The 19,971-nt window shown below is 67.8% G+C and carries 21 protein-coding genes and 1 pseudogene; 7 read left to right on the top strand and 15 right to left on the bottom strand.

The genetic code is table 11. The features are described 5' to 3' along the window. Positions 1–1,746 (top strand): tannase/feruloyl esterase family alpha/beta hydrolase, encoded by a 1,746-nt coding sequence (locus ABD104_RS26800; RefSeq protein ID WP_343928541.1) that lies wholly within the window; start codon positions 1–3, stop codon positions 1,744–1,746. Positions 1,747–1,789: 43 nt separating this feature from the next. Here the strand turns inward: ABD104_RS26800 and ABD104_RS26805 are convergent, their stop codons facing one another. After that, on the bottom strand, positions 1,790–2,536 hold the full coding sequence (locus tag ABD104_RS26805; protein WP_176400842.1) for a GntR family transcriptional regulator: 747 nt from the start codon (positions 2,534–2,536) through the stop codon (positions 1,790–1,792). A gap of 292 nt (positions 2,537–2,828) precedes the next feature. Here ABD104_RS26805 and ABD104_RS26810 point away from each other — a divergent pair, with 292 nt between their 5' ends. Genes ABD104_RS26810 through ABD104_RS26820 form a run of 3 tightly spaced genes read left to right on the top strand, consistent with a single transcriptional unit; the run spans position 2,829 to position 5,318 of the window. Continuing rightward, entirely contained in the window at positions 2,829–3,857 is a 1,029-nt protein-coding gene (locus tag ABD104_RS26810) for a CDP-6-deoxy-delta-3,4-glucoseen reductase (protein WP_279818444.1), read from the top strand. Between the two features lie 34 nt (positions 3,858–3,891). After that, positions 3,892–4,425 (top strand): VOC family protein, encoded by a 534-nt coding sequence (locus ABD104_RS26815; RefSeq protein WP_087841196.1) that lies wholly within the window; start codon positions 3,892–3,894, stop codon positions 4,423–4,425. After that, positions 4,422–5,318 carry a fumarylacetoacetate hydrolase family protein gene (locus tag ABD104_RS26820; RefSeq protein ID WP_279818445.1) on the top strand — a complete coding sequence of 299 codons (897 nt, stop codon included), beginning with the start codon at positions 4,422–4,424 and terminating at the stop codon, positions 5,316–5,318. Before ABD104_RS26815 ends, ABD104_RS26820 begins: the two co-directional genes overlap by 4 nt. A gap of 23 nt (positions 5,319–5,341) precedes the next feature. Here ABD104_RS26820 and ABD104_RS26825 read toward each other — a convergent pair whose 3' ends face one another. Next, positions 5,342–6,247 (bottom strand): LysR family transcriptional regulator, encoded by a 906-nt coding sequence (locus tag ABD104_RS26825; protein WP_279818446.1) that lies wholly within the window; start codon positions 6,245–6,247, stop codon positions 5,342–5,344. Positions 6,248–6,452: 205 nt separating this feature from the next. Between ABD104_RS26825 and ABD104_RS26830 the strand changes: the two genes are divergently transcribed. After that, complete coding sequence (locus ABD104_RS26830; protein ID WP_343928542.1) at positions 6,453–7,631, top strand: ABC transporter substrate-binding protein; 1,179 nt, start codon at positions 6,453–6,455, stop codon at positions 7,629–7,631. A gap of 27 nt (positions 7,632–7,658) precedes the next feature. Here ABD104_RS26830 and ABD104_RS26835 read toward each other — a convergent pair whose 3' ends face one another. From ABD104_RS26835 to ABD104_RS26890, 12 genes are all read right to left on the bottom strand, one after another. Then, positions 7,659–8,414: a YoaK family protein gene (locus tag ABD104_RS26835; protein WP_132980309.1), complete on the bottom strand. Its 756-nt coding sequence runs from the start codon at positions 8,412–8,414 to the stop codon at positions 7,659–7,661. 103 nt (positions 8,415–8,517) lie between these two features. After that, positions 8,518–9,120, bottom strand: a complete 603-nt coding sequence (locus ABD104_RS26840; RefSeq protein ID WP_343928543.1) for a DUF2894 domain-containing protein — start codon at positions 9,118–9,120, stop codon at positions 8,518–8,520. Beyond that, the gene (locus ABD104_RS26845; RefSeq protein ID WP_087841190.1) at positions 9,113–9,748 is read right to left on the bottom strand and encodes an OmpA family protein; all 636 of its coding nucleotides are present in this window, start codon (positions 9,746–9,748) and stop codon (positions 9,113–9,115) included. Before ABD104_RS26845 ends, ABD104_RS26840 begins: the two co-directional genes overlap by 8 nt. After that, positions 9,748–12,333 carry a DUF802 domain-containing protein gene (locus tag ABD104_RS26850; RefSeq protein WP_343928544.1) on the bottom strand — a complete coding sequence of 862 codons (2,586 nt, stop codon included), beginning with the start codon at positions 12,331–12,333 and terminating at the stop codon, positions 9,748–9,750. Before ABD104_RS26850 ends, ABD104_RS26845 begins: the two co-directional genes overlap by 1 nt. Before the next feature lie 10 nt (positions 12,334–12,343). Further along, complete coding sequence (locus tag ABD104_RS26855; protein WP_087841188.1) at positions 12,344–13,084, bottom strand: DUF3348 domain-containing protein; 741 nt, start codon at positions 13,082–13,084, stop codon at positions 12,344–12,346. A gap of 111 nt (positions 13,085–13,195) precedes the next feature. Continuing rightward, entirely contained in the window at positions 13,196–13,888 is a 693-nt protein-coding gene (locus ABD104_RS26860) for a PAS domain S-box protein (protein ID WP_087841187.1), read from the bottom strand. A 22-nt stretch (positions 13,889–13,910) separates the two neighbouring features. Further along, positions 13,911–14,306 (bottom strand): type II toxin-antitoxin system VapC family toxin, encoded by a 396-nt coding sequence (locus tag ABD104_RS26865; RefSeq protein WP_087841186.1) that lies wholly within the window; start codon positions 14,304–14,306, stop codon positions 13,911–13,913. Next, positions 14,303–14,563, bottom strand: coding sequence for an AbrB/MazE/SpoVT family DNA-binding domain-containing protein (locus tag ABD104_RS26870; RefSeq protein ID WP_087841185.1), 261 nt, complete (start codon positions 14,561–14,563; stop codon positions 14,303–14,305). The genes ABD104_RS26865 and ABD104_RS26870 overlap by 4 nt, the downstream gene beginning before the upstream one ends. A 76-nt stretch (positions 14,564–14,639) precedes the next feature. Continuing rightward, a complete protein-coding gene (locus tag ABD104_RS26875) occupies positions 14,640–15,326 on the bottom strand; it encodes a GntR family transcriptional regulator (protein ID WP_087841184.1) in 687 nt (228 codons plus the stop codon). A 63-nt stretch (positions 15,327–15,389) separates the two neighbouring features. Next, the gene (locus tag ABD104_RS26880; RefSeq protein ID WP_343928545.1) at positions 15,390–16,346 is read right to left on the bottom strand and encodes a Bug family tripartite tricarboxylate transporter substrate binding protein; all 957 of its coding nucleotides are present in this window, start codon (positions 16,344–16,346) and stop codon (positions 15,390–15,392) included. A gap of 2 nt (positions 16,347–16,348) precedes the next feature. Then, complete coding sequence (locus ABD104_RS26885; protein ID WP_087841182.1) at positions 16,349–16,750, bottom strand: RidA family protein; 402 nt, start codon at positions 16,748–16,750, stop codon at positions 16,349–16,351. A gap of 72 nt (positions 16,751–16,822) precedes the next feature. Further along, on the bottom strand, positions 16,823–17,752 hold the full coding sequence (locus ABD104_RS26890; protein WP_087841181.1) for a LysR family transcriptional regulator: 930 nt from the start codon (positions 17,750–17,752) through the stop codon (positions 16,823–16,825). Positions 17,753–17,895: 143 nt separating this feature from the next. Here ABD104_RS26890 and ABD104_RS26895 point away from each other — a divergent pair, with 143 nt between their 5' ends. Together ABD104_RS26895 and ABD104_RS26900 are read left to right on the top strand one after the other, a co-directional pair. Beyond that, positions 17,896–18,867, top strand: a complete 972-nt coding sequence (locus tag ABD104_RS26895) for a Bug family tripartite tricarboxylate transporter substrate binding protein (RefSeq protein WP_343928546.1) — start codon at positions 17,896–17,898, stop codon at positions 18,865–18,867. 28 nt (positions 18,868–18,895) lie between these two features. After that, complete coding sequence (locus ABD104_RS26900; protein ID WP_343928547.1) at positions 18,896–19,504, top strand: cupin domain-containing protein; 609 nt, start codon at positions 18,896–18,898, stop codon at positions 19,502–19,504. A 115-nt stretch (positions 19,505–19,619) separates the two neighbouring features. Here the strand turns inward: ABD104_RS26900 and ABD104_RS26905 are convergent. Next, positions 19,620–19,971: pseudogene (locus ABD104_RS26905) on the bottom strand (hypothetical protein); the annotation flags it as partial.

A 19,971-nucleotide genomic window follows, 5' to 3' on the forward strand; every position in this document is an offset into this window, starting at 1 on the left:
ATGCACACAACGACAGCCCCCCGTACGCCCACCCGGCACGGCCGGCTCCGCCCCGGACTCCTGTTCGGCGCCAGCTTCGCGTTGGCCGTCGCGGCCTGCGGCGGCGACGGGGGCGGCGACACGTCCGGCACGACGCCGCCGCCCGACCAGGCGGCGCTGCGAACGGCCTGCCCCGCGCTGGCCGGCACCAAGGTGGAAGGCCGCCTGCTCGGCCTGCCCAGCGGCGATGCGACACTGGCATCGGCCCAACTGGTGGCGGCCGGCGATGCCACGGGCCTGCCGGAATACTGCCAGGTGCGGGGAGCCATCGCGGCGCGCAGCGCCGGCGCCGATCCCATCCGCTTCCAGATCAACCTGCCGCTGTCGTGGAACGAGAAAGCGCTGATGGTCGGGGGCGGCGGCTTCAACGGCACCCTCGTCACCGGGCTCGACCCCCTGCGCGACGCGCCCGCCGGCCAGCCGCTGCCCTTGGCCCAGGGCTACGCCACGTTCGGCACGGACTCGGGGCACGATGCCGCCGCCTACCTTGCCACGGACCCCGCGAAGTTCGCGCTCAATGACGAGATGTTCGCCAACTTCGCCCACGAGTCCTACAAGAAGGTCAAGGACGTCGCGCACGAAGTCTTCAGGCGCTTCTACCAGCGCGCTCCCAGGAAGCAGTACTTCTTCGGCGGATCGGAAGGCGGACGCGAGGGGTTGACGATGGCCCAGCGCTACCCGCAGGACTTCGACGGCATCGTGTCGGTCGTCCCCGTCATCCAATGGACCGGGCTCTTCAACGGCTTCCTGGCCTTCACCCAGCCGCAGTTCCACGGCGGAACGCTGGATACGGCCAGCATCAAGCTGGTGGCCGACGCCGTCAATGGCGCCTGCGACGCGCTGGACGGCATCGCCGATGGCGTGGTCAGCGACTACCTGGGCTGCCAGGCCAGGTTCGACCTCCAGGCGCTGCGCTGTCCCGACGGCGGCGACGGTGCCGCCTGCCTGTCGGATGCGCAGCTCGCCACGCTGAAGGCGGCCTATGAACCCGTGCGCATGCCCTTCCCGCTCGCCAACGGCATCACCACCTATCCGGGCCGGATGTTCGGCGGCGAGATACAGCCGGGGGGCGAAGGCATCGGCCGCTGGATCAGCACCGGGCAGGTCCCTTCCGTGCCCACGCCGGCAGCCACCGACGCACGAGGCGTCATCTATGGCAGCAGCTACGCCCGCTACGTCATCGCCCGCGACCCCGCCTTCGACGTGCGCGGCTACGATCCCCTCGCCTACGCCGACCGCATCCGGCAAGTCTCGGAATGGATGGACTCCACCAACCCCGACCTGTCGGCCTTCTTCAAGCGGGGCGGCAAGCTGATCATCCGCGAAAACACCGGGGACTTTGCGCAAAGCCCTGCGGCCGGCATTCAGTACTACGAGAGCGTCGTCGCGCGCATGGGGCAGTCCGACGCCGACAAGTTCCTGCGGCTGTATGTCTCGCCCGCCTCGTCGCACGGCGGCCGCGCGGCCAGCCGCACCACCGGCCAGGAAGTCCCCACCACGCACGATACGCTGGACACCCTGGACCGCTGGGCCGACGCGGGCGTCGCGCCGGCCGATGCCCTGGTGCAGGTCCGGCGCGACACGGCGGCGCCGCACAAGGTCCTGGCCTCGCGGCCCATGTGCCGCTATCCGGCCTTCCCGCTCTATGGCGGTGGCGACCCGCTGTCGGCCGACAGCTACCGCTGCTCCAGCCTGGGAGCGCGCTAGGCGGCCGGCGCGCGCCGCGTCCCGGGCCGATCCAGGCCCGGCGCTACGCGGCGCCGCTGTCCTTGAGCAGGCGGCGGATCTCCGCGCTGTTCTCGTCCAGCCGGGCGGCCCACAGCCGCTCGGCCTCGTCGGCATCACCCTTGCGGATAGCCTGCAGCGACTTGCGCCACAGCGCCAGCGAACGCTTGCGGCGCTCGACCGAGCGCAGGCCCAGTCGCGTATAGCGCGACATCTGCAGCGACAGCGACGTGATCAGCGTGAACAGGCGGTCGTTGCCGCTGTGGGCGGCACAGCACAGCGTCAGGCGCGACAGCGTCTCGCCGAAAGCATCGCCACCCGCCGGATCCTCGGCCAGCGGCGCGAGCTGGGCCACGCCCGCCTCCAGGATCGCCACCAGTTCGGGGGACGACCGGGCGGCCACGCGCCGCGCCACCACGCGGACCAGGGCCTGGCGCACTTCCTGCAGGTCCTCGATTTCCTTCAGCGACAACTGCGTGGCCTGCGCGCCCCGGCGCGGATGGATACGCACGATGCCTTCCTTCTCCAGCAGCCGCATCGCCTCGCGCACCGGGCTGCGGCTGACCGCGAACTCGTCGGCCAGGTCCTGTTCGCGTATCCACTCGCCCGGCTCGATGGCGGAATTCAGGATGCGGTCGCCCACGTGGGCGGCGATCTGTTCCGGCAGCGTCAAGGTCTTGGACTGCCCCAGCAGCCAGCGGAAGCTGGTCGCGCTGCCTTCGTCGTTGGCTTGCAGGAATGCGGAAGATCGGGTGATAGCGGACGGCTCCATCGAATGCCCTGGTTGGTTGTCTGCGTCTGGCAAGCGGGCAGTATACGGCGCAGGCGCGGCCCGGACCGGCGGGCCGCGAAGCGCGCCATCTATTGCTGCTATCAATAGTTGCGCCATCGCGAGAATGCCCAGGCGTCCTCGTCCCGGCACGTCCATGCGGACGGCCCCTTCATTAATGCTGCTAATACCAAGCCTTCTCTTTCAACGATAGTTCCCCGGGCCGACCGTCATTAGACTGGCGTCGAACACGATGACTGCGCCGCGGCGACGTACCGGGCGCAGGTGGAGAGACATGGACTACACCATCACCCTGCATCCCAGCGGCCACACCTACGCCTGCCCGCCCGGCACCCCGGTGCTGAAGGCCGGCCTCGACAACGGGCTGTTCATGCCCTACAGCTGCCGCTCCGGCATCTGCCGGACCTGCCGCGCCACCATCGTCGAAGGCCGCGTCGACTACGGCGACGTGCATCCCAGTTGCCTGGACGAGGACGACAAGCGCCAGGGCTACGCGCTGCTGTGCAAGGCCACGCCGCTCACCGACCTGGTGGTCCAGGTGAACGAACTGGATCCGGCCGATGCCATCCGCTCGAAATACATGCCGGCCCGCGTGCTGAAGATGGAACGGGCCGCCGACGACGTGATGATCGTCACGCTGGGCCTGCCCATGAACGAGCCCACGCTGTTCCGCGCGGGCCAGTACCTGGACATCCTGCTGCAGGACGGCACCCGCCGCAGCTATTCCATCGCCAGCGTGCCGAACAACGAGGGCGTCCGGCAGGTCGAACTGCACATGCGCCACCTGCCGGGCGGACGCTTCACCGACCACGTGTTCGGCGCGATGAAGCTGCGCGAGATCCACAAGCTGGAAATCCCGCTCGGCTCGTTCTTCCTGCGCGAGCACAGCGACAAGCCCATGATCATGCTGGCCTCGGGCACGGGCTTCGCCCCCATCAAGTCCCTGATCGAACATGCGCTGGAGCGCGGCATCCGCCGCCCCATCACGCTGTACTGGGGCGGCCGCAGGCGCGGCGACCTCTACCTGCACGATCTGGCGCAATCGTGGGCCGACCGACACGAGCACGTGCGTTTCGTGCCGGTGCTGAGCGAGCCCACGCCCGGCTGCGCATGGACCGGGCGCACGGGCTACGTGCACCTGGCCGCGATGGAGGATTTTCCCGACATGTCCGGCCACCAGGTCTACGCCTGCGGCGCGCCGGTCGTGGTCGACGCGGCCCGCCGCGACTACGTGGCGCGCTGCGGCCTGCCCCAGGACGAATTCTTCGCCGACGCGTTCCTGACCGCCGCCGACAAGCGCTGACATCCGTACCCACGCCTTGGAACAAGGAGACATCATGCTGCCCGAAAATTGCAGGGTCGATACGCCGGCCCACGACTCCGTGGTCAAGCCCTTCTGTCTGGGCCACGGCACGCTGGAGTGCTACAGCCTGAAGGCCTCGCGCCGGTTCTACGAAGAATTCCTGGGACTGGAATGCGTGCGCCACGGCAAGCCGGCCATGGCGGTGCGCCTGGCTATGCGCTTCCACATCATCTGCGTGGAGGTCGGCGACCAGGTCCATCCCGCCAACCTGCTCAACCACTGGGGCCTGGACCTGCCCAGCCGCGAGGCCGTGGACCAGGCCCACGCGGACGCCGTGCGCCTGCAGGACAAGTACGGCATCCGCCAGGTATTGCCGGTGCAGGACATGCACGGCGTGTACTCCTTCTACCTCGAGGACCTGGATCACAACTGGTGGGAGCTGCAGTGCTACGACAACGGCTTCCAGCACGACGACCTGTTCGACTTCGGCGACCGCTTCTCGATGGACGACGCCGCCGACATCGGTTCGCTGGAAGAACTCAAGATCCGCAACCAGGGGGACGCATGATCCAGCTCGTGACCTTCCTGCACGACGGCCAGAGCAGGACCGGCCTGCTCCACGAGGGCAACATCTACGCCTCGCCGCGCTATGCCCGCGTGCAGGACGTGCTGGACGACTGGCCCCGCGCCGACGGCAAGCTGGCCATGCTGGCCGGCGACCTGCCCGCCCGCGATCCGGTCCGCGGCGCCACCCTGCTCGCGCCGCACCCCCATCCGCCCACCATCTACTTCGCCGGCGCCAACTACCGCGACCACGTCGAGGAAATGCAGCGCGAGCTGTCCATGCCGCTGGAGATCGACCCCAAGGGTGCGGGCCAGATGCCCTGGCATGCCATCAAGGCCTCGGGCACCACGGTGGTCGGGCCCGAGGCCCGGGTGCGCGTGCCCGGCGGCGCTCCCCTGCTGGACTGGGAGCTGGAACTGGGCGTGATCATCGGCAAGACCGCCAAGGACGTCGACGTCGACGAGGCGATGGACTACGTGGCGGGCTACGTGGTGGCCAACGACCTGTCGGCGCGCGGCCATTTCGGCCGGCCCGGCGTGGCCGAGGGCTCGCCCTTCAAGTGGGACTGGATAGGCCAGAAATCCTTTGACGGCGCCTGCCCGATCGGCCCCGCCATCACGCCCGCGCGCTTCGTGCCCGACCCCATGAACCTGGCCATGAAGCTGTGGGTGAACGACGAACTGATGCAGGATTCGAACACGTCGCGCATGCTGTTCAGCATCGCCGACCAGATCGCCCACCTGAGCTCGCGCCTGACGCTGCTGCCGGGCGACCTGATCCTGACCGGCACGCCGGCCGGCGTGGGCGCCGCGCGCAAGCGCTTCCTGAAACCGGGCGACGTCGTGCGGCAATGGATCGAGCACATCGGCGAATTCCGCTTCACCATCGCGCAATGAACCCGCGCGCGCACGCCCTGCGCTCAGGGCCGGAAGCCGATGCCATCGATGCAGTCGACCACCTGCGCCCGGAACCACTGGCTGGCCGGATCCTTGTGGAAACGGTCATGCCAGTACAGCGCCACCTCGAAATGGCCCAGCGGCAGCGGCACCGGCTTCACCGCCAGCGGGAAATACTTGCACAGCTCCACCACCAGCGACTCCGGGCAGGTCCAGATCAGGTCCGAGTTCAGCACCAGGTGCGGGGCCGCCAGGTATTGCTGCATGCGCACCTGGATCCGGTCGCGGGCGCCCACCTCGTTCAGCGCCCGCTCCAGCAGGATGTGGCCGCTGCCGGCGTACTCCACCAGCAGGTGCTGCTGGGCCACGAAGCGCTTCTGCGTCAGTTCCTGCCTGGCGATGGGATGGTCCCGCCGCATCAGGCACAGGTAGCGCTGCTTGAACAGCACCTTCCGGTGGATGTTGCGCTCGAGCGCCGGCAGGTAGCCCAGCGCGACGTCGATGCGGCCGGTCGACAGGCCCTGCACGGTCTCGTCGATGGGCGCGAACACGACGTTGAGCTTGACGTCTGGCGCGGCCCGGGCGATGCGGGTGAACAGGCTGGGCAGCACCACCACCTCGCCCACGTCGCGCGTGCGTATGGTGAAGGCCCGCCGCGACTGCGCCGCGTCGAACGACGACAACATGCCCGACGTCTTGCGTATCGCGTTCAGCGATTCGAGCAGCGCGGGCGCGATCTCGGCCGCCAGCGCCGTGGGCTCCATGCGGCGGCCGGCCAGCACGAACAGCTTGTCCCGGTACTCCTCGCGCATGCGCTTGAGCGCGCTGCTGACCGCCCCCTGCGTCACGCCCAGGTTCTCGGCGGCCAGGGTAACCGAACGATCGCGCCACAGCGCCTCGAACACATACAGCAGATTCAGGTCTTTCACGTCGCGGCTCCGGTCGCAACCCAGGAAAAACTATCAATTCCGCTAATAGCCTGGAATCACCGCCGGCCCATGGATGGCGGGCCGGCAGGCGCGGATACTGGCCAACCAACGGCATAACTATAAAGCACGGTGATGCCCGGTCCGCAGGCATGCGGGCATGCCCCAACAGGGACTGCGGGCAGGACATTCAACAAGGGAGACACACATGCGACGCACTCTGGCATTGACCCTCGGCCTGGCCGCCGCGGCCGCCTGCGGCACGGCGGCGGCCGAACTCAGGATAGGATTCCTGGCCACCCTGTCAGGCCCGTCGGCCGACGTGGGACAGGACCAGTACGACGGCTTCATGCTGGCCGTCGAGCAAATGCAGGGAAAACTGGGCGGCGTCGCCACCCGGGTCGTCCGGGAAGACGACCAGATGAAGCCCGAGATCGCGGTCCAGGCGCTGACCAAGCTCCTGGACCGCGACAAGGTGGACGTGGTCACCGGGCTGACCTACGCCAACGTCCTGATGGCCCTGCAGGGGAAGATCGCCGGCACGGACATCCCCTTCATCGGCTCGGTGGCCGGCCCTTCGCCCACGGCCGGCGCGCAGTGCAAGCCCAATCTCTTCATCACCTCGTGGCAGAGCGACGCCACCGCCGAGGCCATGGGCAAGTATCTCCAGGACAAGGGCATCGATCCGATCGCGATCCTCGCGCCGAACTTCCTGGGCTCCAAGGACAAGGTCACCGGGCTGAAGCGTTTCTATCGCGGCAAGATCGCGCAGGAAACCTATACCCCGCTCACCCAGCTCGACTTCTCGGCCGAGCTGTCCGCCACCGGCAACTCGAGCGCCAAGGGGCTGTTCGCCTTCTTCCCGGGCAGCCAGGGCGTCAGCTTCGTGCGCCAGTACCAGCAGTTCGGCATGCTGCAGAAGCTGCCCATGTATTCGGTGCATACCGTCGAGCCCGGCAGCGTGAACGCCATGGGCAAGGCCGGCGTCGGCGCCATCGTGGCCGAATCCTGGCAGCCCGGCGCCGACAACGACGAGTCGCGCCGCTTCGTCGCCGCTTTCGAGAAAAAGTACAAGCGCACGCCGACATCCTATGCGGCGTTCAGCTATGACGCCGCCATGCTGATCGACGCCGCCGTCCGCGCCCGCTCGGGCGACGTGTCCGACCGCCGCGCGCTGGCCGCCGCGCTGCGCGGCGCGCCGTTCAAGTCGGTGCGCGGCCCCTTCCGGTTCAACCGCAACAACTACCCTGTCCAGAACTACCACATCTACCAGGTGGTGGAAGGCACGGGCGGCAAGCCCGCCTTCAAGGTGCTGGTGCCCAACGTGCTGGCCGACCACGAGGACGCCTACGCGCGCGACTGCGCGCTCAAGGCCGAGGGCGCGTGACCATCACGCCGCCGCGCGCGGCACCCCCTAGTGGTGCCGCCAGTACCCTTGCAGGTCCTCGGCCACCGGCATCGCCGCCAGCAGGCCCAGCAGCACCGCCAGCGGCACGGTGGACACGAAGCCGAAATAGGCGAACGACAGCGCGCCGCCCACGCCGCCGGCGAAGAACAGCCCCACCAGCATGCTCAGCACGCGCAGCTTGGCGCGGTCGGCCCGCACGAAATGCCCCGGATCGGCCTCGCGCGAGACGTTCCAGTAGAACAGCTTGCCCAGCTCGATGCCGATGTCGGTCACCATGCCCGTGACGTGGGTGGTGCGGATCTCGGCGCGCGAGATCTTGGTGATGATGGCGTTCTGCAAGCCCATGATGAAGCACAGCAGCATGACGGTCGCGGGCACCGCCAGCCAGCGAAACTGCTCGATGTTGCCGCCCAGCAGGCCGAAGCACAGCAGGAGCCCGGCCTCCAGCAGCAGCGGCAGCGCATACTCGCTGGCCAGGCGCGAGCGGCGGCCGAAGTTGATCAGCACCGCCGAGGTCGCGGCCCCCAGCACGAAGAACAGCAGCGCGGCCAGCCCCTGCAGGAAGAAGGCGATGCCGCCCAGGGCCAGGTGATCGGCCATGGACGACAGGATGCCGGACATGTGGGAGGTGTACTGCTGCACCGCCAGGAAACCGCCCGCGTTCACCGCGCCGGCGACGAAGGCCAGGAAATAGGCGAGATGGCGGTTGGCCTGGGGCGTGCGTTCGACGGCGGTCAGTCTGCGTAGGTAGAACAGGGGCATGGCGCGGGCATTCCGGGAACGGCGGCGGCGCATGGGCCAGCAGAGGCCGCGCCGGGCGACCCGCCAAGCATAGACGTTTTCCCGCGCCCTGCGGGAGCCGGCTTCAGTCCGGCTTGCCCTTGCCGCCCTTCTTCGGCGCCTCGGCGCGCGCAGCGGCTCCCAGCAACAGGTCGGCGCCGCTCATGCGCTCCATCCACGACAGGGTATCGGCATACGACAGGAAATGCCGCAGGTATCCCGGCGCCAGGTCGTGCATCAGCATCAGCGATTGGTGGACGAGATGCAGCGAATTCAGCGGCCCGGCGTTCTCGGGCACGTTCTCCAGGGCCTGCCGCAATTCCCGGCCCACGCGCAACTCGGCCCACAGGCCACGGAAGTAGTCCAGCACCGCCATGTCGCCGGCCGCATCCTGAAGCGCGGCGCCGTTCGCGGACAAGAGATCCACCAGCGTGGTCAGGCCGTCGGCGGCCACGGGCGCCGCCACGGCCTCGCTCGCATCCGCGGCCTGCGCCACATCGCGGGCATAGTCCGCCAGTGCAGCGGTCAGCTTCTCGTCCAGGACGCGGCGCGCCTCGCCGTCGTGGCCGGACGCCCGCCGCGCCAGCGCCTCGATGAAATGGAAACGCAGCGGGTCGACGCGATCGGCTCCCTGCCCCCGCCAGGCATCGAGCAGCGCCGCCGCCTCGGTAACGACGTCCTTACTCACGGCGCTGGGAAGACCGGGGCATGGGCGCGATCTCCACGCGCCGGTTGCGCGAACGGCCGTCCTCGTCGGCGTTGGGCGCCACCGGCTGCTCGGCGCCGAAGGCCGCGGCAAATACCGAAGACGAAGGGATACCCTCGTCGATCAGGGCGCGCGTGACCGTCAGCGCCCGCTGCGCCGACAGTTCCCAGTTGTCGGCGAAGCGGCGGTTGCCCTCGCGGATCTGCCTGTCGTCGGTGAACCCGCTCACCATGATGATCTCGTCGCGGGCCTTCAGGTAGGCGCCCAGCGGCCCCACCAGGCTCTTGAGCAACTGCCGGCCCTCGGGCTGCAGGGCGTCGGAGTTCAACGCGAACAGCACGTTGCCGCTGATGCCGATGCGGCCATCGACCAGCGTCACCCGTCCCGCGGCCAGCGGTCCGGCCAGCGCCTGCTCCAGGGCCTGCCGCCGCTGCGCCTCGCCCTGCCTGCGCTGCACCTCTTCCTCGAGCTTGGTGGACAGCTCCAGTTGCGTGCCGATCACGCCCACCAGGAGCAGCACGAAGGCCCCCAGCATGACCGACATCAGGTCGCCGAACACCGCCCAGACGGGCGATGCCGGCTCGACGTTGGATTCGATATCGTCGGCCATCAGGTCGCGTCGCCCACCGGCGCCCGTTGCGTGTCGAGCTGCCGCAGCTCCTCGACGATCTGTTTCTGCGACATCATGCTCAGGTCGATCACGTCCTTGGCCTGCGCCACGTAGTAGGCAAGCTGCTCGTCGCTACGGGCGATGGCCTTGTCCAGCGCGCCCTCGATGCCGCGCAGATGCTCCATCAGCTTGTCGCTGGACTCGCCGAACAGCTTGACCGCCTGGCCCAGCGCCTCGCCCAGGCTGGCAACCTCGACGGCGCTGCCGGTGACCTGCGCGGCCACGGACTCCAGCTTGCCGGTCTCGGCGCCGACCTGCTCGGTGAAGCGCGTCCCCACCCGTTCCAGCATCTCGGCCGACGCCGCCACCAGCGCATCGACCGCCTCCCGCTGTTCGGTGCTGGCGTGGTTGACGGTGTCCAGCAGGCTGCCCACCGTCTGCAGCAGGCGCTCGCGCTCTTCCAGCATCGCGTTGTCGCGGGTCATGCCGTCGGACAATTGCTGCCGCAGTTCGCCGATGATCCGGGCCGCCGCCAGCGGGGCTTCCGAGGCTGCCTGCACCAGCCGCTCGATCTCGGCGATGGTGGCGCGCGCATGGGCCTGGGACTCGGCCGTCATCTCGCCCGCCGTCCGCGCCAGCGTCTCGCAGACTTCCTGCTGCCGGCCCGCGATCCGCTCGCCGGCCTCGCGCCATTCCTGGCTGAGCGACCCGGCCAGGGTCTCCAGGGCGCCGGTCCATGCCGCCTGCCGCGCCTCGTCGCGCGCGGCCAGCTCGGACCTCAGCTCGCCATGGGCCTGTCCCACCGTGTCCAGCAGCGAAACCGCGTGGCGCTCGAAGGTGGCCGCGGCCTCGGCCAGCGCCTGGCGCGTGTCGCCGGACAACTGCTCGCTGACCTGTCCATGCCGCGCGAGCGCCTCGTTCCAGGCGCCCGATACGTTCTGGACGGTGGCCTCCATCTGGCCGGCCACGCGCTCCACCAGGCTGGCCGCCCCTTGCTCGAAAGTGGCCGCGAAACGCTCGAAGGACGCACGCATGTCGCCAGCCAGGGCCTCGCCCGTGCGCCGGTGCTCGTCCAGCGCCATGCTCCAGGCACCGGACACCGTCCCGGCCGTGGCATCCAGCCGGGCGGCGATCCCGTCCACCAGCCCCGCCGAACGCTGCTCGAAATCCCCCGCCAGCCGCTCGAAGGACGCACGGACGTCGCCGGCCAGCGCCTCGCTGGTACGCTGGTGCCCCGCCAGCGCCGCATTCCAAGCCTGCGACACCTGGCCGGCCACGCCCTCCAGCCGCGCGGCCACGGTTTCCACCATCTCGGTCGAACGCCGGGCGAAGGCCTGCGCGACGCCGTCGAAGGTGGCGCGCAGTTCGCCCGACAGGGTCTCGCTGGTCTGCTGGTGTGCCGCCAGCGCCGTCCCCCAGGTCGACGACACCTTGTCCACCGACGCTTCCAGGCGGGTGGACATGCCGTCGACCAGGCTGGCCGAGCGCTGCTCGAAAGTCCGGGCGAATCCGTCCAGCGCCGCGCGCAGGTCGCCGGCCAGCGCGTCGCTGGTCCGCCGGTGCTCGCCCAGCGCGGTGCTCCAGGTATCGGCCACCGTGGCGGTGCTGGCTTCGAAGCGGCTGGACAGCGTGTCCAGCTGCCGCTGCACCGCCTGCGTGACCGTCTGGTGCAGGCTGGCCGTCTCGCGCGCCAGGCCGGCCATCGCGGACTCGACCACCGGCTGGATCGTGGCGCCGGCCACCCGCGCGCTGTCGGCCAGGCTTTCCTTCAGACTTTGCTCCACCGAACCGGCCAGGCGCCGGTACTCGGCCTCCACCCGGCCGTGGAAGCTTTCCTGCCCGGCGGCCAGGCGCTCGCCCAGGGCCTCGTTGTGTTTGGCCACGGACTCCGCCAGTGCCTGCAGCCGGTCGACCAGCGCCGGCATCAGCTCCGCCTGCCGCTGCAACAGCTTGAACGACTCCTCGCGCTGGTGGGCCAGCGAATACGGCCGCAGCACCGTCGCGATGCGCGTATCCAGCGCCTGCGCCGCCTGCAGGCGCTCGCGCCGGCACAACGAGGCCAGCAGCCCCAGCATGGCCGATGCCGCCACGCCGGCCACCGACGTCCCGAACGCGAAGCCCAGTCCCTTGACCGGCGCCGCCAGCGACGCCCGGATCGCCTGCAGGTCGGTCGCGCTCTCCAGCGCCACCCCCGTGCCACGCAGCGTCGCCACCATGCCCAGGAACGTACCCAGCATGCCCAGCAGCACCAGCAGTCCGGCCAGGTACGGTGTCAGCGCCGGGCCCGGCAGCCCCACCCTTTCGCCCTCGACGCGCAGCCGGACGGCGTTGCGCAGCGAGGGGTGCACTTGCTCCAGCCACGTCCCCAGGCTGGATGGCGGGGACGACAGGTCGGCCGTGGCCCGCGCCAGCGAGGACGTCGCCTCGTGGAAGCGCCGCAGTTCCAGCCCGCCCAGCACGTAGAACGCGGCGATCAGCAGGATCACCGCCAGCGCCAGCAGGTTCGAGCCGACATAGCCCACGCCCACCCAGCCCACGACGGCCAGACCCACGAAGAAAACCACGAAAGGAAGATATCTGCTCATCTAGGACGAATCAGCTTGCGCGAAGGGCCGCCAGCAGCCCCTCGACCGGTTGAAATCGGAAATCCAGTTCGGCCAGCAGGACGCCCCGCATGTCCGCGCGGAAGGTGTCCAGCCAGGGGCCGGGATCGTTGCTGGCCGGCGCGCCGGCCTCCTGCGTCTTCTCGGCGGGATCCCGGCCCGCCTTGCGCAGGCGCAGGAAATGGCCTTCCAGCAGGCCGGGCACCGAGGCCAACAGGTTGCGCTCCTGCGTGCCCAGCACCCGCTCCATGACGGCGTCCACGGCCGCCAGCCGCGCCATGTCGGGCGACCCGGCGGCCAGCATGGCGCGCAACCGGCCGCGCAGGGCCGCGATGCCGGTCTCCATCTGCTGCTGCTTGGCCAGGTAGCGCTGGCGGTAGCGGGAAAAATCGGTGTCGTCGTCCGGATCGACCAGAAGCGCCGGATCGCGACGATGGCGGCTGCGCACCGGGCGCAGCACCCTGTCCTGCTCGATGGCCTGGGCCAGTTCGTCCCGCACCCGCACGCAGTCCTCCCGCGCGGCCGTATCGCAGGCAGGCGTGCTGGCGGGCGCCGCTTTCGCGTTGCCGCTCAGCACCGCGGACAGCGCGATGGCATCGGTCCAGCCGAGCCACAGGCTCAGCCGGTCGGCAAGCGGCTGCCGGGGGGTGGGAACGTGGGCGTGCGCCAGGCGGGCAAGCAGGCGGACGAAAGCCGGACCGCTGGCGCCTGTGCGCCCGGACATGTGCGCCATGGGACCGGACGGGCAAAAGCCGGAAGTTTACACGGCCGGCCGCCCGGCAAACCGCCTGGGGCAACGGGAACAGAAGTGGTTACATCTGCATTGACAGAGCGGGAACAGGCCCTAGTCGGCCACTTCGATCTTCCGGTAGACCTTGAACCCCTGGCTGCGCACCGTCGACACCGGCAATTCCAGCCCGCACGCCTGTTCCACCTTGCGCCGCAGACGGCGCATCTGCGTATCCAGGCGGCGCTGGTCGTAGTCCAGGAAGTTCTCGTCCAGCGCCTGCACGATGGCCTTGCGCGTCACGCACTCGCCGGTGCCGTTGGCCAGGGCGCGCAGCACCTTGTAGTCCTGCGCCGACAGCGGGATCGGCCCGAATCCGGGCGGGGTAAGGCTGGGCGGTGCCGAGGAAAGCCGCCATGTCTCCCCTGCCGCCGCCGGCTTCAGGCGCTCGTCCGGCAGTACCTCGTCGCGGGCGGAAATGTCGCGCGCCACCGCCACGCGATGCGTCTTGTCGTCCGACAGCCGCGCCGACCACATGATGTGGGCCACGCTGCCGTCCTTGCGGACATAGCGGTTTTCGAAATAGCGCTGGAGATAGCCGGCCTCGATGCGCTGGACCGCCTGCAGCGTGCGGGCGCGGTCATCGGGATGGACGAACTCGATCATGCGGCGGCCCAGCATTTCCTCGGGCTTGTAGCCGAAGATGCTCTCGCCCGCCCCCGTGATCGACAGGAAACGGCCGTCGTGGTCCACGACGCAGATGGCATCGAGCAGCAGGTCCAGGACTTCGGCGGGCGGCAGCTTGGCCATGGGTCATTCGGGCAATGGTTCGTCAAAGCAGCTTTGCAGAATACCCCTGCTTTGTTAGCAGAGACACCGCCTTCTTGTCGAACGACACAAAGGTTTCCGCGCCGAGCCACGTTCCGTCATAGGCAATTACCCCATCGGCAAAATCGCCGCCGGCCTCCAGCAACGCCAGGCCGGCCTCGGCCGCAGGACGATTGACAACGACGTTGTTCGTGCTCAAAAGCGCGCGGATCGCCACGGCGATATCCGCGCGGTCCACCTCATACCGACCGCGCAACACCCAAACGACTTCGCACAGCGTCTGGAGGCTCACCGCCACCATGTCAGCGGTTTCCAGTAGCTCGATGGCCCGGGTCGTTTGGGCTTCGTCATCGTCAACGATGCTGCGAAGGATGATGTTCGTGTCGGCGGTAACTTTCATTGCCCATCGGCCTTCATGGCACCTTCCGCTATCGCATCGTTGATGTCCTCGATGCTTAGCTTGGCGCCGTTGGTCTTGCCTTTCAGGATGCCGCGCAATTCCCGGAAGGATCCTTTCCGCTCCGCGGCTTTCAAGGAGGCCCGATTATCCGGCAGCAGATCCAGTTCGATCTTGTCGCCCGGCTTGATCCCAAGGTGTTGCAAGACTTCCTTCCGGAAGGTGACTTGGCCCCGGGCGGTCACGGTCAATATGCTCATGGCTTACCTCCATTACCCGGTCATTGTAATGCAATTTTGCATTACATGAAAGATAAATGGAAGGTAGTCGGAGAACTCAACCCAGGTACTTCTGCCGGATCGACCCCACGTGCGCTTCCATCGTCCGCACGGCCCCGTCGCGGTCGCCGCGCCGGATGCAGTCCAGCAGATCCTCCAGTTCCGCCACGTTCGCGCGCTCGCCCGCATCCACCTTGGGGCGGAACCACAGCAGCATGGAACGATCGAGCAACAGCGCCGCGAAATCCGACAAGGTGCGGTTGTCCGCCGTGTCGTACAACAAATGATGGAAACGCCGGTCGACCTCCATGCCGCCCGCGTGGTCCTTCTGGCGGTAGCGTTCCCAGCCGGCGTCCACCAGTTCCTGCAACTGCTCCACGATCTCCGGACGCATGCGATCCACCGCCAGCCCCGTCAGGAAAGGCTCGATCAACTGCCGCGCCGCGATCAGTTCCAGGAAACCGTCCAGGGTCTCGGCCTTCACCAGCAGCCCCTTGCGCGGAAGGATCTCCACCAGCCCCTCGCGCGCCAGCCGGTGCGTGGCCAGGTGGATGGGACTGCGGCCCAGGCCCAGCCGCTGGCACAACTGCGCGACATTGATGTGCTCGCCCGGCCGCAGCTCGTGCGACAGGATCATCCGCTTGACCGCCACGTAGGCCTGCTCGCCCAGCGAGGGCGAGCCACCGGCATGTTCATCGCCGTCGCGGGCGGCGGCAATACGCGAGGTCTTCGAAGGTCTGGGCATGCGGATGGATGAAGCGTGGCAAGTGCGCCCGCGATTGTAGCCTCGCGGGCGCCCCGCCTCGGCTCATTCCGGCTTGAGTCCCGCCTTCTCCACCGCCACGCGGTACTGGTCCGACTGCTGCTGCAGAAAACGCGCGAACTCGGCCGGGGCCGAGGGCTTGGCCTCCATGCCTTGCTGCTGCAGCGTCTTCTGCACCTCCGGGTCCTTCAAGGCCTGGGCGAACAGATCATGCAGACGTTCCACCCGGTCCTGCGCCACGCCGGCGCGGGTCAGCAGGCCCATCCAGGTTTCCGACGAGAACCCCTCCAATCCGGCCTGGGCGAAAGTCGGCACCCCGGGCAGCGCGGCCGAGCGGCTCGCCCCCGACACCGCCAGCACCCTCAGCTTGCCCGCCGCGATGTGCGGCGCTACCACGCCCACGTCGCCCAGCGTCGCGTCCACCTCGCCCGACAGCACCGCCATCGTGGCCGGCGCCGAACCCTTGTAGGGAACATGCAGCATTTCCAGGCCCGCGCGCTGCTTGAACAGCTCGAAGCCCAGATGGCCCGACGAACCATTGCCGAAGGACGAAAAGCTCGCCTTGCCCTGCTGCGCCTTCGCCCAGTCGATGAACCCCTTCAGGTCCTGGGCGGGCACCTTGGACGAGACCACCAGCACATGCGGATTCGAGGCCAGCGCCGTCACCGGCTGGAAATCCTTGCGCGTATCGAACGGCAGGTTCTTGATCAGATAGGGATTGATGACGAAGCTCGCCGCCATCATCAGCACAGTCTGCCCATCCGCAGGCTTGGCCAGCAGCGCCTGCGCGCCGATGACCGTGCCGCCGCCGGGACGATTCTCCACCACCACCGGCACCCCCGCCGCTTTGCCCACCACCTGGGCCAGCGCGCGTGCCAGGGCATCGGACGATCCGCCCGCGGCATAGGGCACGATCAGCGTCAGCGGCTGCGAGGGAAACGACTGCGCCATCGGGGCAGTGGATGCCAACGACAACGCCAGACCCAACACGAGTTTCTTCATGATCAGCCCCCCGCGCCCAGTCTGGCCTGGCCCTGGATCTCGACCAGGATTTCCGGCTTGGCCAGCCCCTTCACCTCGACCAGCGCGCAGGCCGGAAAATCGCCCGTGAAAAACTCGCGGCGCGCCTTCCACACCCCCTGGTTGCCCGACATGCGCGTCACGAACACCGTCAGCGTGACCACGTCGTCGATCTTGCCGCCCGCCGCTTCCACCAGATGCTTGATCTTGGCGAAGATGAACTGCGATTGCTCGTACTCGTCGCTGCCCTGGATGGTTTCGCCGTCGTTGGCGCGAGAGGTCAGGCCCGACAGGTAGAGAGTGTCGCCCACTTGCAGGCAGTTGGACCAAAGGCCGGGGGCGGCTTCGGCGACGTGGGGGGTGGTGATGCGCTGCTTGCGTGGCATGAAGGGCACTCCTTGTGAAATATTTGTGATATTTCACAATCATTCCACAAAAACCCAGCCACCGCTACCCGGTCATGCATATGTCGCAGCGGCATGCCTGGCCGCCTGGCCGATCACTCCCCGGAACCACTGGTGGAAGGCGCTGCGCTGGGTACGCTCGTGCCAGTACAAGGCATTGCTGACACGCGGCAAACGGCCCGGGAAATCAACCATCCGCACCGGAAATGCCTCCTGTATCTTCAGCGCCACGCGACGCGGCACCGTGGCGACGGCATCGGACACCATCAGCGTGCCGAGCAGTGCCATCAACCCTTGGGCATGGATGCAGACCGCCAGACTCTGGCCATGCTGCTTGATGAACTCGTCGATCACCCGGCCCGAGGTGGTACGGCCGCTTCCCAGCAAGCGCGCGTGCGGCAAGGCGACGTAGGCGGGCAATGTCAGCCGCTCGGCCAGCGCCCGATTGCCGGGCCCGCCGATCACCACCACATCGTCCTCGAACAGCGGCATGGCCCGCACCGAGGGCTGGGGATCGCGCACCCACCCCAGCCGGAAATTCACGTCGCCCGCGGCCAGCAGCGCATCGATGCGCCGCTGGTCGGGCGAACGTATGCTCAACGTGACGTACGGGGCATCGCGCCGCAGCACGGTCGCTATGACCGGCAGGAGCAACTGCTCCAGATACTCCGGGGCGGTCAGCACGACCTCGCGCCGCTCGCGCAAGGGATCGAAATCCTCCTGCGACGCCTGGATCTGCGCGACCTCCTCCAGGAAACGCCTGGTCTCGCGCTCCAGGGCCAATGCCTTTTCCGTCGGCTGCATGCCTTGCGGGCTGCGCACCAGCAGCGGATCGCCGAAGGTCTTGCGCAGCCTGTTCAGCGCCTGCGTGATGGCCGGCTGCGAAACGCCCACCACCAGCGATGTGGCCGTCACCCCTCGCTCGGTCATCAACGTCAGGAAAATCTGCAGGGTACGAAAGTCGACATTGGCCAACGGGTGCATAGAGGCTCCCTAATAGTGGGCAAGCGCAGTCTCGAACCTGCGCCCATTAGACGCCGCTTATTTCCTTCATAAGCGCCACCCCGCCGACACCCCGTTCGACGGCGCGTAGCATGCCTGCCAAATACAAGCATAAGGAGGCAGCGATGAAACCGACCTGGCTACTGGGCGCCCTGTTGGCGGCCTGTTCCACGCTTGCGATCGCCAGCGATGCCAAGAGCTATCCGGCTAAGCCCGTCAAGCTGATCTTGCCCTTCCCCACCGGCGCCACCTTCGTCGTCGGCCAGATGCTGGCCGAGCGGCTGACACAGGAACTGGGCCAGCCAGTCGTGGTGGAAAACAAGTCCGGCGCCGGCGGACGCATCGCCATGGAACACGTCGCCAAGTCCCAGCCCGACGGTTATACCCTGCTGCTGACCTCGCCCACACTGACGATTACCCCCGCCATCAACCAGAGCCTGCGCTTCGACCCCTTGGCCGATCTGGCACCCGTGGCCATGGTCGCCGAGGTGCCCAACGTATTCGTGGTCAATCCACAGAAATTCGGCCAGGACGACTTTTCCGCCCTGCGCGCACGGCTAACCGCCCATCCGGGCCGGTTCAGCTACGGCTCCGGCGGCGCCGGATCATCCAACCACCTAGCCTTCGAGAAATTCAAGGCATTGACCGGCACCGACATCCTGCACGTCCCCTACCAGGGCGCCTCGCAGGCGGTGACCTCGGCGGTGGGCGGACAGATCGACATGGTGATCAACGGCTTGCCCAGCTCCGTGCCCCTCATCAAGGGACAGCAGTTGAAAGCGATGTTCGTATTGACTCGCGAGCGCCAACCCCTGTTGCCCGACACCCCGTCCGCGGTCGAAGTCGGTTTGCCCGGCATGGTCGTGACGACCTGGTACGGCGTGCTCGCGCCGCAAGGCACGCCATCGCCCATCGTCGACAAGATTGCCGCCGCCATCAAGCGAGGATTCTCGGCCGCCGAGGTCCGCAAACGCCTGGCGGACAACGGCATCGAAGTCGTTTATGCCAATCCGCGCGACTTCTCCAACTTCATCAAACAGGACTACACCGCCTGGAAGAAAGTCGTGTCCGATGCGGCCATCAGCGTACAGAACTGAGCTCCTTCCCTTGCCACCAGGAACCACCATGAAGACCCTCTGCCCCACCCAGGACGAGATGCAATCCCGCATCGCCCGCTTCGACAAACTCAAACCGCGCTCCGCCCACTGGAACGACAACCTCGGCATCCCCGCGGACGTGCTGCGCATCTTCAACCCCAAGGCCAACTACGTGCTGATGGCGCCCGCGTCCCTGCCCGGACGGCTGTCCCCCAACCCCGCCATCGTCGATGGCGACAAGGGTGTCATCCGCGTCGGCCTTGCCGTCGCCGCGCCCAACGACGGCCCCGAACTCCACGTGCATTGGAAGACCCACGAAACCTTCATGGCGCTTTCCGGCCGGTGGTTGATACGCTGGGGCGACGAGGGCCAGGAAAGCGTGGAACTGGCCCCCTACGACATGATCGCCATACCGCCCAAGGTCGCCCGCCAGTTCATCAACATCTCCGACCAGGACGCCCATCTGCTCGTGATCATCCAGGGCCAGTTGGAAGACTTCGACGACGTCGGCCGCCTGCCCGCCGTGCGGCAGAAGATCATCGACCAGTACGGTGCCGATGTGCTGGACAAGATGGAGAACAATGGTTGGGATTTTTCCCTGGTGCCCAAGAGCATGCGGCAGGAGGCTCAGGCATGACGGCGGCACCGCTCCCGGCTCTCGATCCCCTGATCGCCGCCGAGCAAGCCCGTCTCAAGGCTGCTGGGTGCGCCCAGGCGGATCCCACTGTGCTGCCGCTGGCCGAGGCACGGGCTCAGCAGGATCGATACTTTGCGGCGATCAATGCACGGTTGCCGCCCATTGCGAGCACGCGTGATTTGACTGTTGCAGGTGCCGAGGGCGATATGCGTGCACGTTTGTATCGGCCGGCAATCTGTCGCGACGATGCTTTTGTCGTCTTGACCTGCTCCCCGAGATTAGTACGGTAATGATGTAGAGTCTGCCTCCGTGGAGGTAGCATGAAGAAGCGTTTCACAGAAGAACAAATCATTGGCATCCTGAAGGAAGCTGCGTATTTCGGACAAAGGTGACCGGCCGTTTCGGGATCGTGACCGGCGATTTCGGCAACGTGACCGATCATTTCGGGAACGTGACCGAGCGGCCCG

It is taken from the genome of Pigmentiphaga daeguensis (genome assembly GCF_039523035.1).
GTDB classification, from domain to species: domain Bacteria; phylum Pseudomonadota; class Gammaproteobacteria; order Burkholderiales; family Burkholderiaceae_B; genus Pigmentiphaga; species Pigmentiphaga daeguensis.

Coding starts and splice junctions, on each gene's coding strand:
- ABD104_RS26810 (WP_279818444.1), top strand. CDS start 2,829: ATGGACTACACCATCACCCTGCATCCCAGCGGCCACACCTACGCCTGC.
- ABD104_RS26870 (WP_087841185.1), bottom strand. CDS start 14,563: ATGAGCATATTGACCGTGACCGCCCGGGGCCAAGTCACCTTCCGGAAG.
- ABD104_RS26900 (WP_343928547.1), top strand. CDS start 18,896: ATGAAGACCCTCTGCCCCACCCAGGACGAGATGCAATCCCGCATCGCC.
- ABD104_RS26850 (WP_343928544.1), bottom strand. CDS start 12,333: ATGAGCAGATATCTTCCTTTCGTGGTTTTCTTCGTGGGTCTGGCCGTC.
- ABD104_RS26880 (WP_343928545.1), bottom strand. CDS start 16,346: ATGAAGAAACTCGTGTTGGGTCTGGCGTTGTCGTTGGCATCCACTGCC.
- ABD104_RS26805 (WP_176400842.1), bottom strand. CDS start 2,536: ATGGAGCCGTCCGCTATCACCCGATCTTCCGCATTCCTGCAAGCCAAC.
- ABD104_RS26855 (WP_087841188.1), bottom strand. CDS start 13,084: ATGGCGCACATGTCCGGGCGCACAGGCGCCAGCGGTCCGGCTTTCGTC.
- ABD104_RS26845 (WP_087841190.1), bottom strand. CDS start 9,748: ATGGCCGACGATATCGAATCCAACGTCGAGCCGGCATCGCCCGTCTGG.
- ABD104_RS26835 (WP_132980309.1), bottom strand. CDS start 8,414: ATGCCCCTGTTCTACCTACGCAGACTGACCGCCGTCGAACGCACGCCC.
- ABD104_RS26890 (WP_087841181.1), bottom strand. CDS start 17,752: ATGCACCCGTTGGCCAATGTCGACTTTCGTACCCTGCAGATTTTCCTG.
- ABD104_RS26830 (WP_343928542.1), top strand. CDS start 6,453: ATGCGACGCACTCTGGCATTGACCCTCGGCCTGGCCGCCGCGGCCGCC.
- ABD104_RS26800 (WP_343928541.1), top strand. CDS start 1: ATGCACACAACGACAGCCCCCCGTACGCCCACCCGGCACGGCCGGCTC.
- ABD104_RS26860 (WP_087841187.1), bottom strand. CDS start 13,888: ATGGCCAAGCTGCCGCCCGCCGAAGTCCTGGACCTGCTGCTCGATGCC.
- ABD104_RS26895 (WP_343928546.1), top strand. CDS start 17,896: ATGAAACCGACCTGGCTACTGGGCGCCCTGTTGGCGGCCTGTTCCACG.
- ABD104_RS26875 (WP_087841184.1), bottom strand. CDS start 15,326: ATGCCCAGACCTTCGAAGACCTCGCGTATTGCCGCCGCCCGCGACGGC.
- ABD104_RS26815 (WP_087841196.1), top strand. CDS start 3,892: ATGCTGCCCGAAAATTGCAGGGTCGATACGCCGGCCCACGACTCCGTG.
- ABD104_RS26820 (WP_279818445.1), top strand. CDS start 4,422: ATGATCCAGCTCGTGACCTTCCTGCACGACGGCCAGAGCAGGACCGGC.
- ABD104_RS26885 (WP_087841182.1), bottom strand. CDS start 16,750: ATGCCACGCAAGCAGCGCATCACCACCCCCCACGTCGCCGAAGCCGCC.
- ABD104_RS26865 (WP_087841186.1), bottom strand. CDS start 14,306: ATGAAAGTTACCGCCGACACGAACATCATCCTTCGCAGCATCGTTGAC.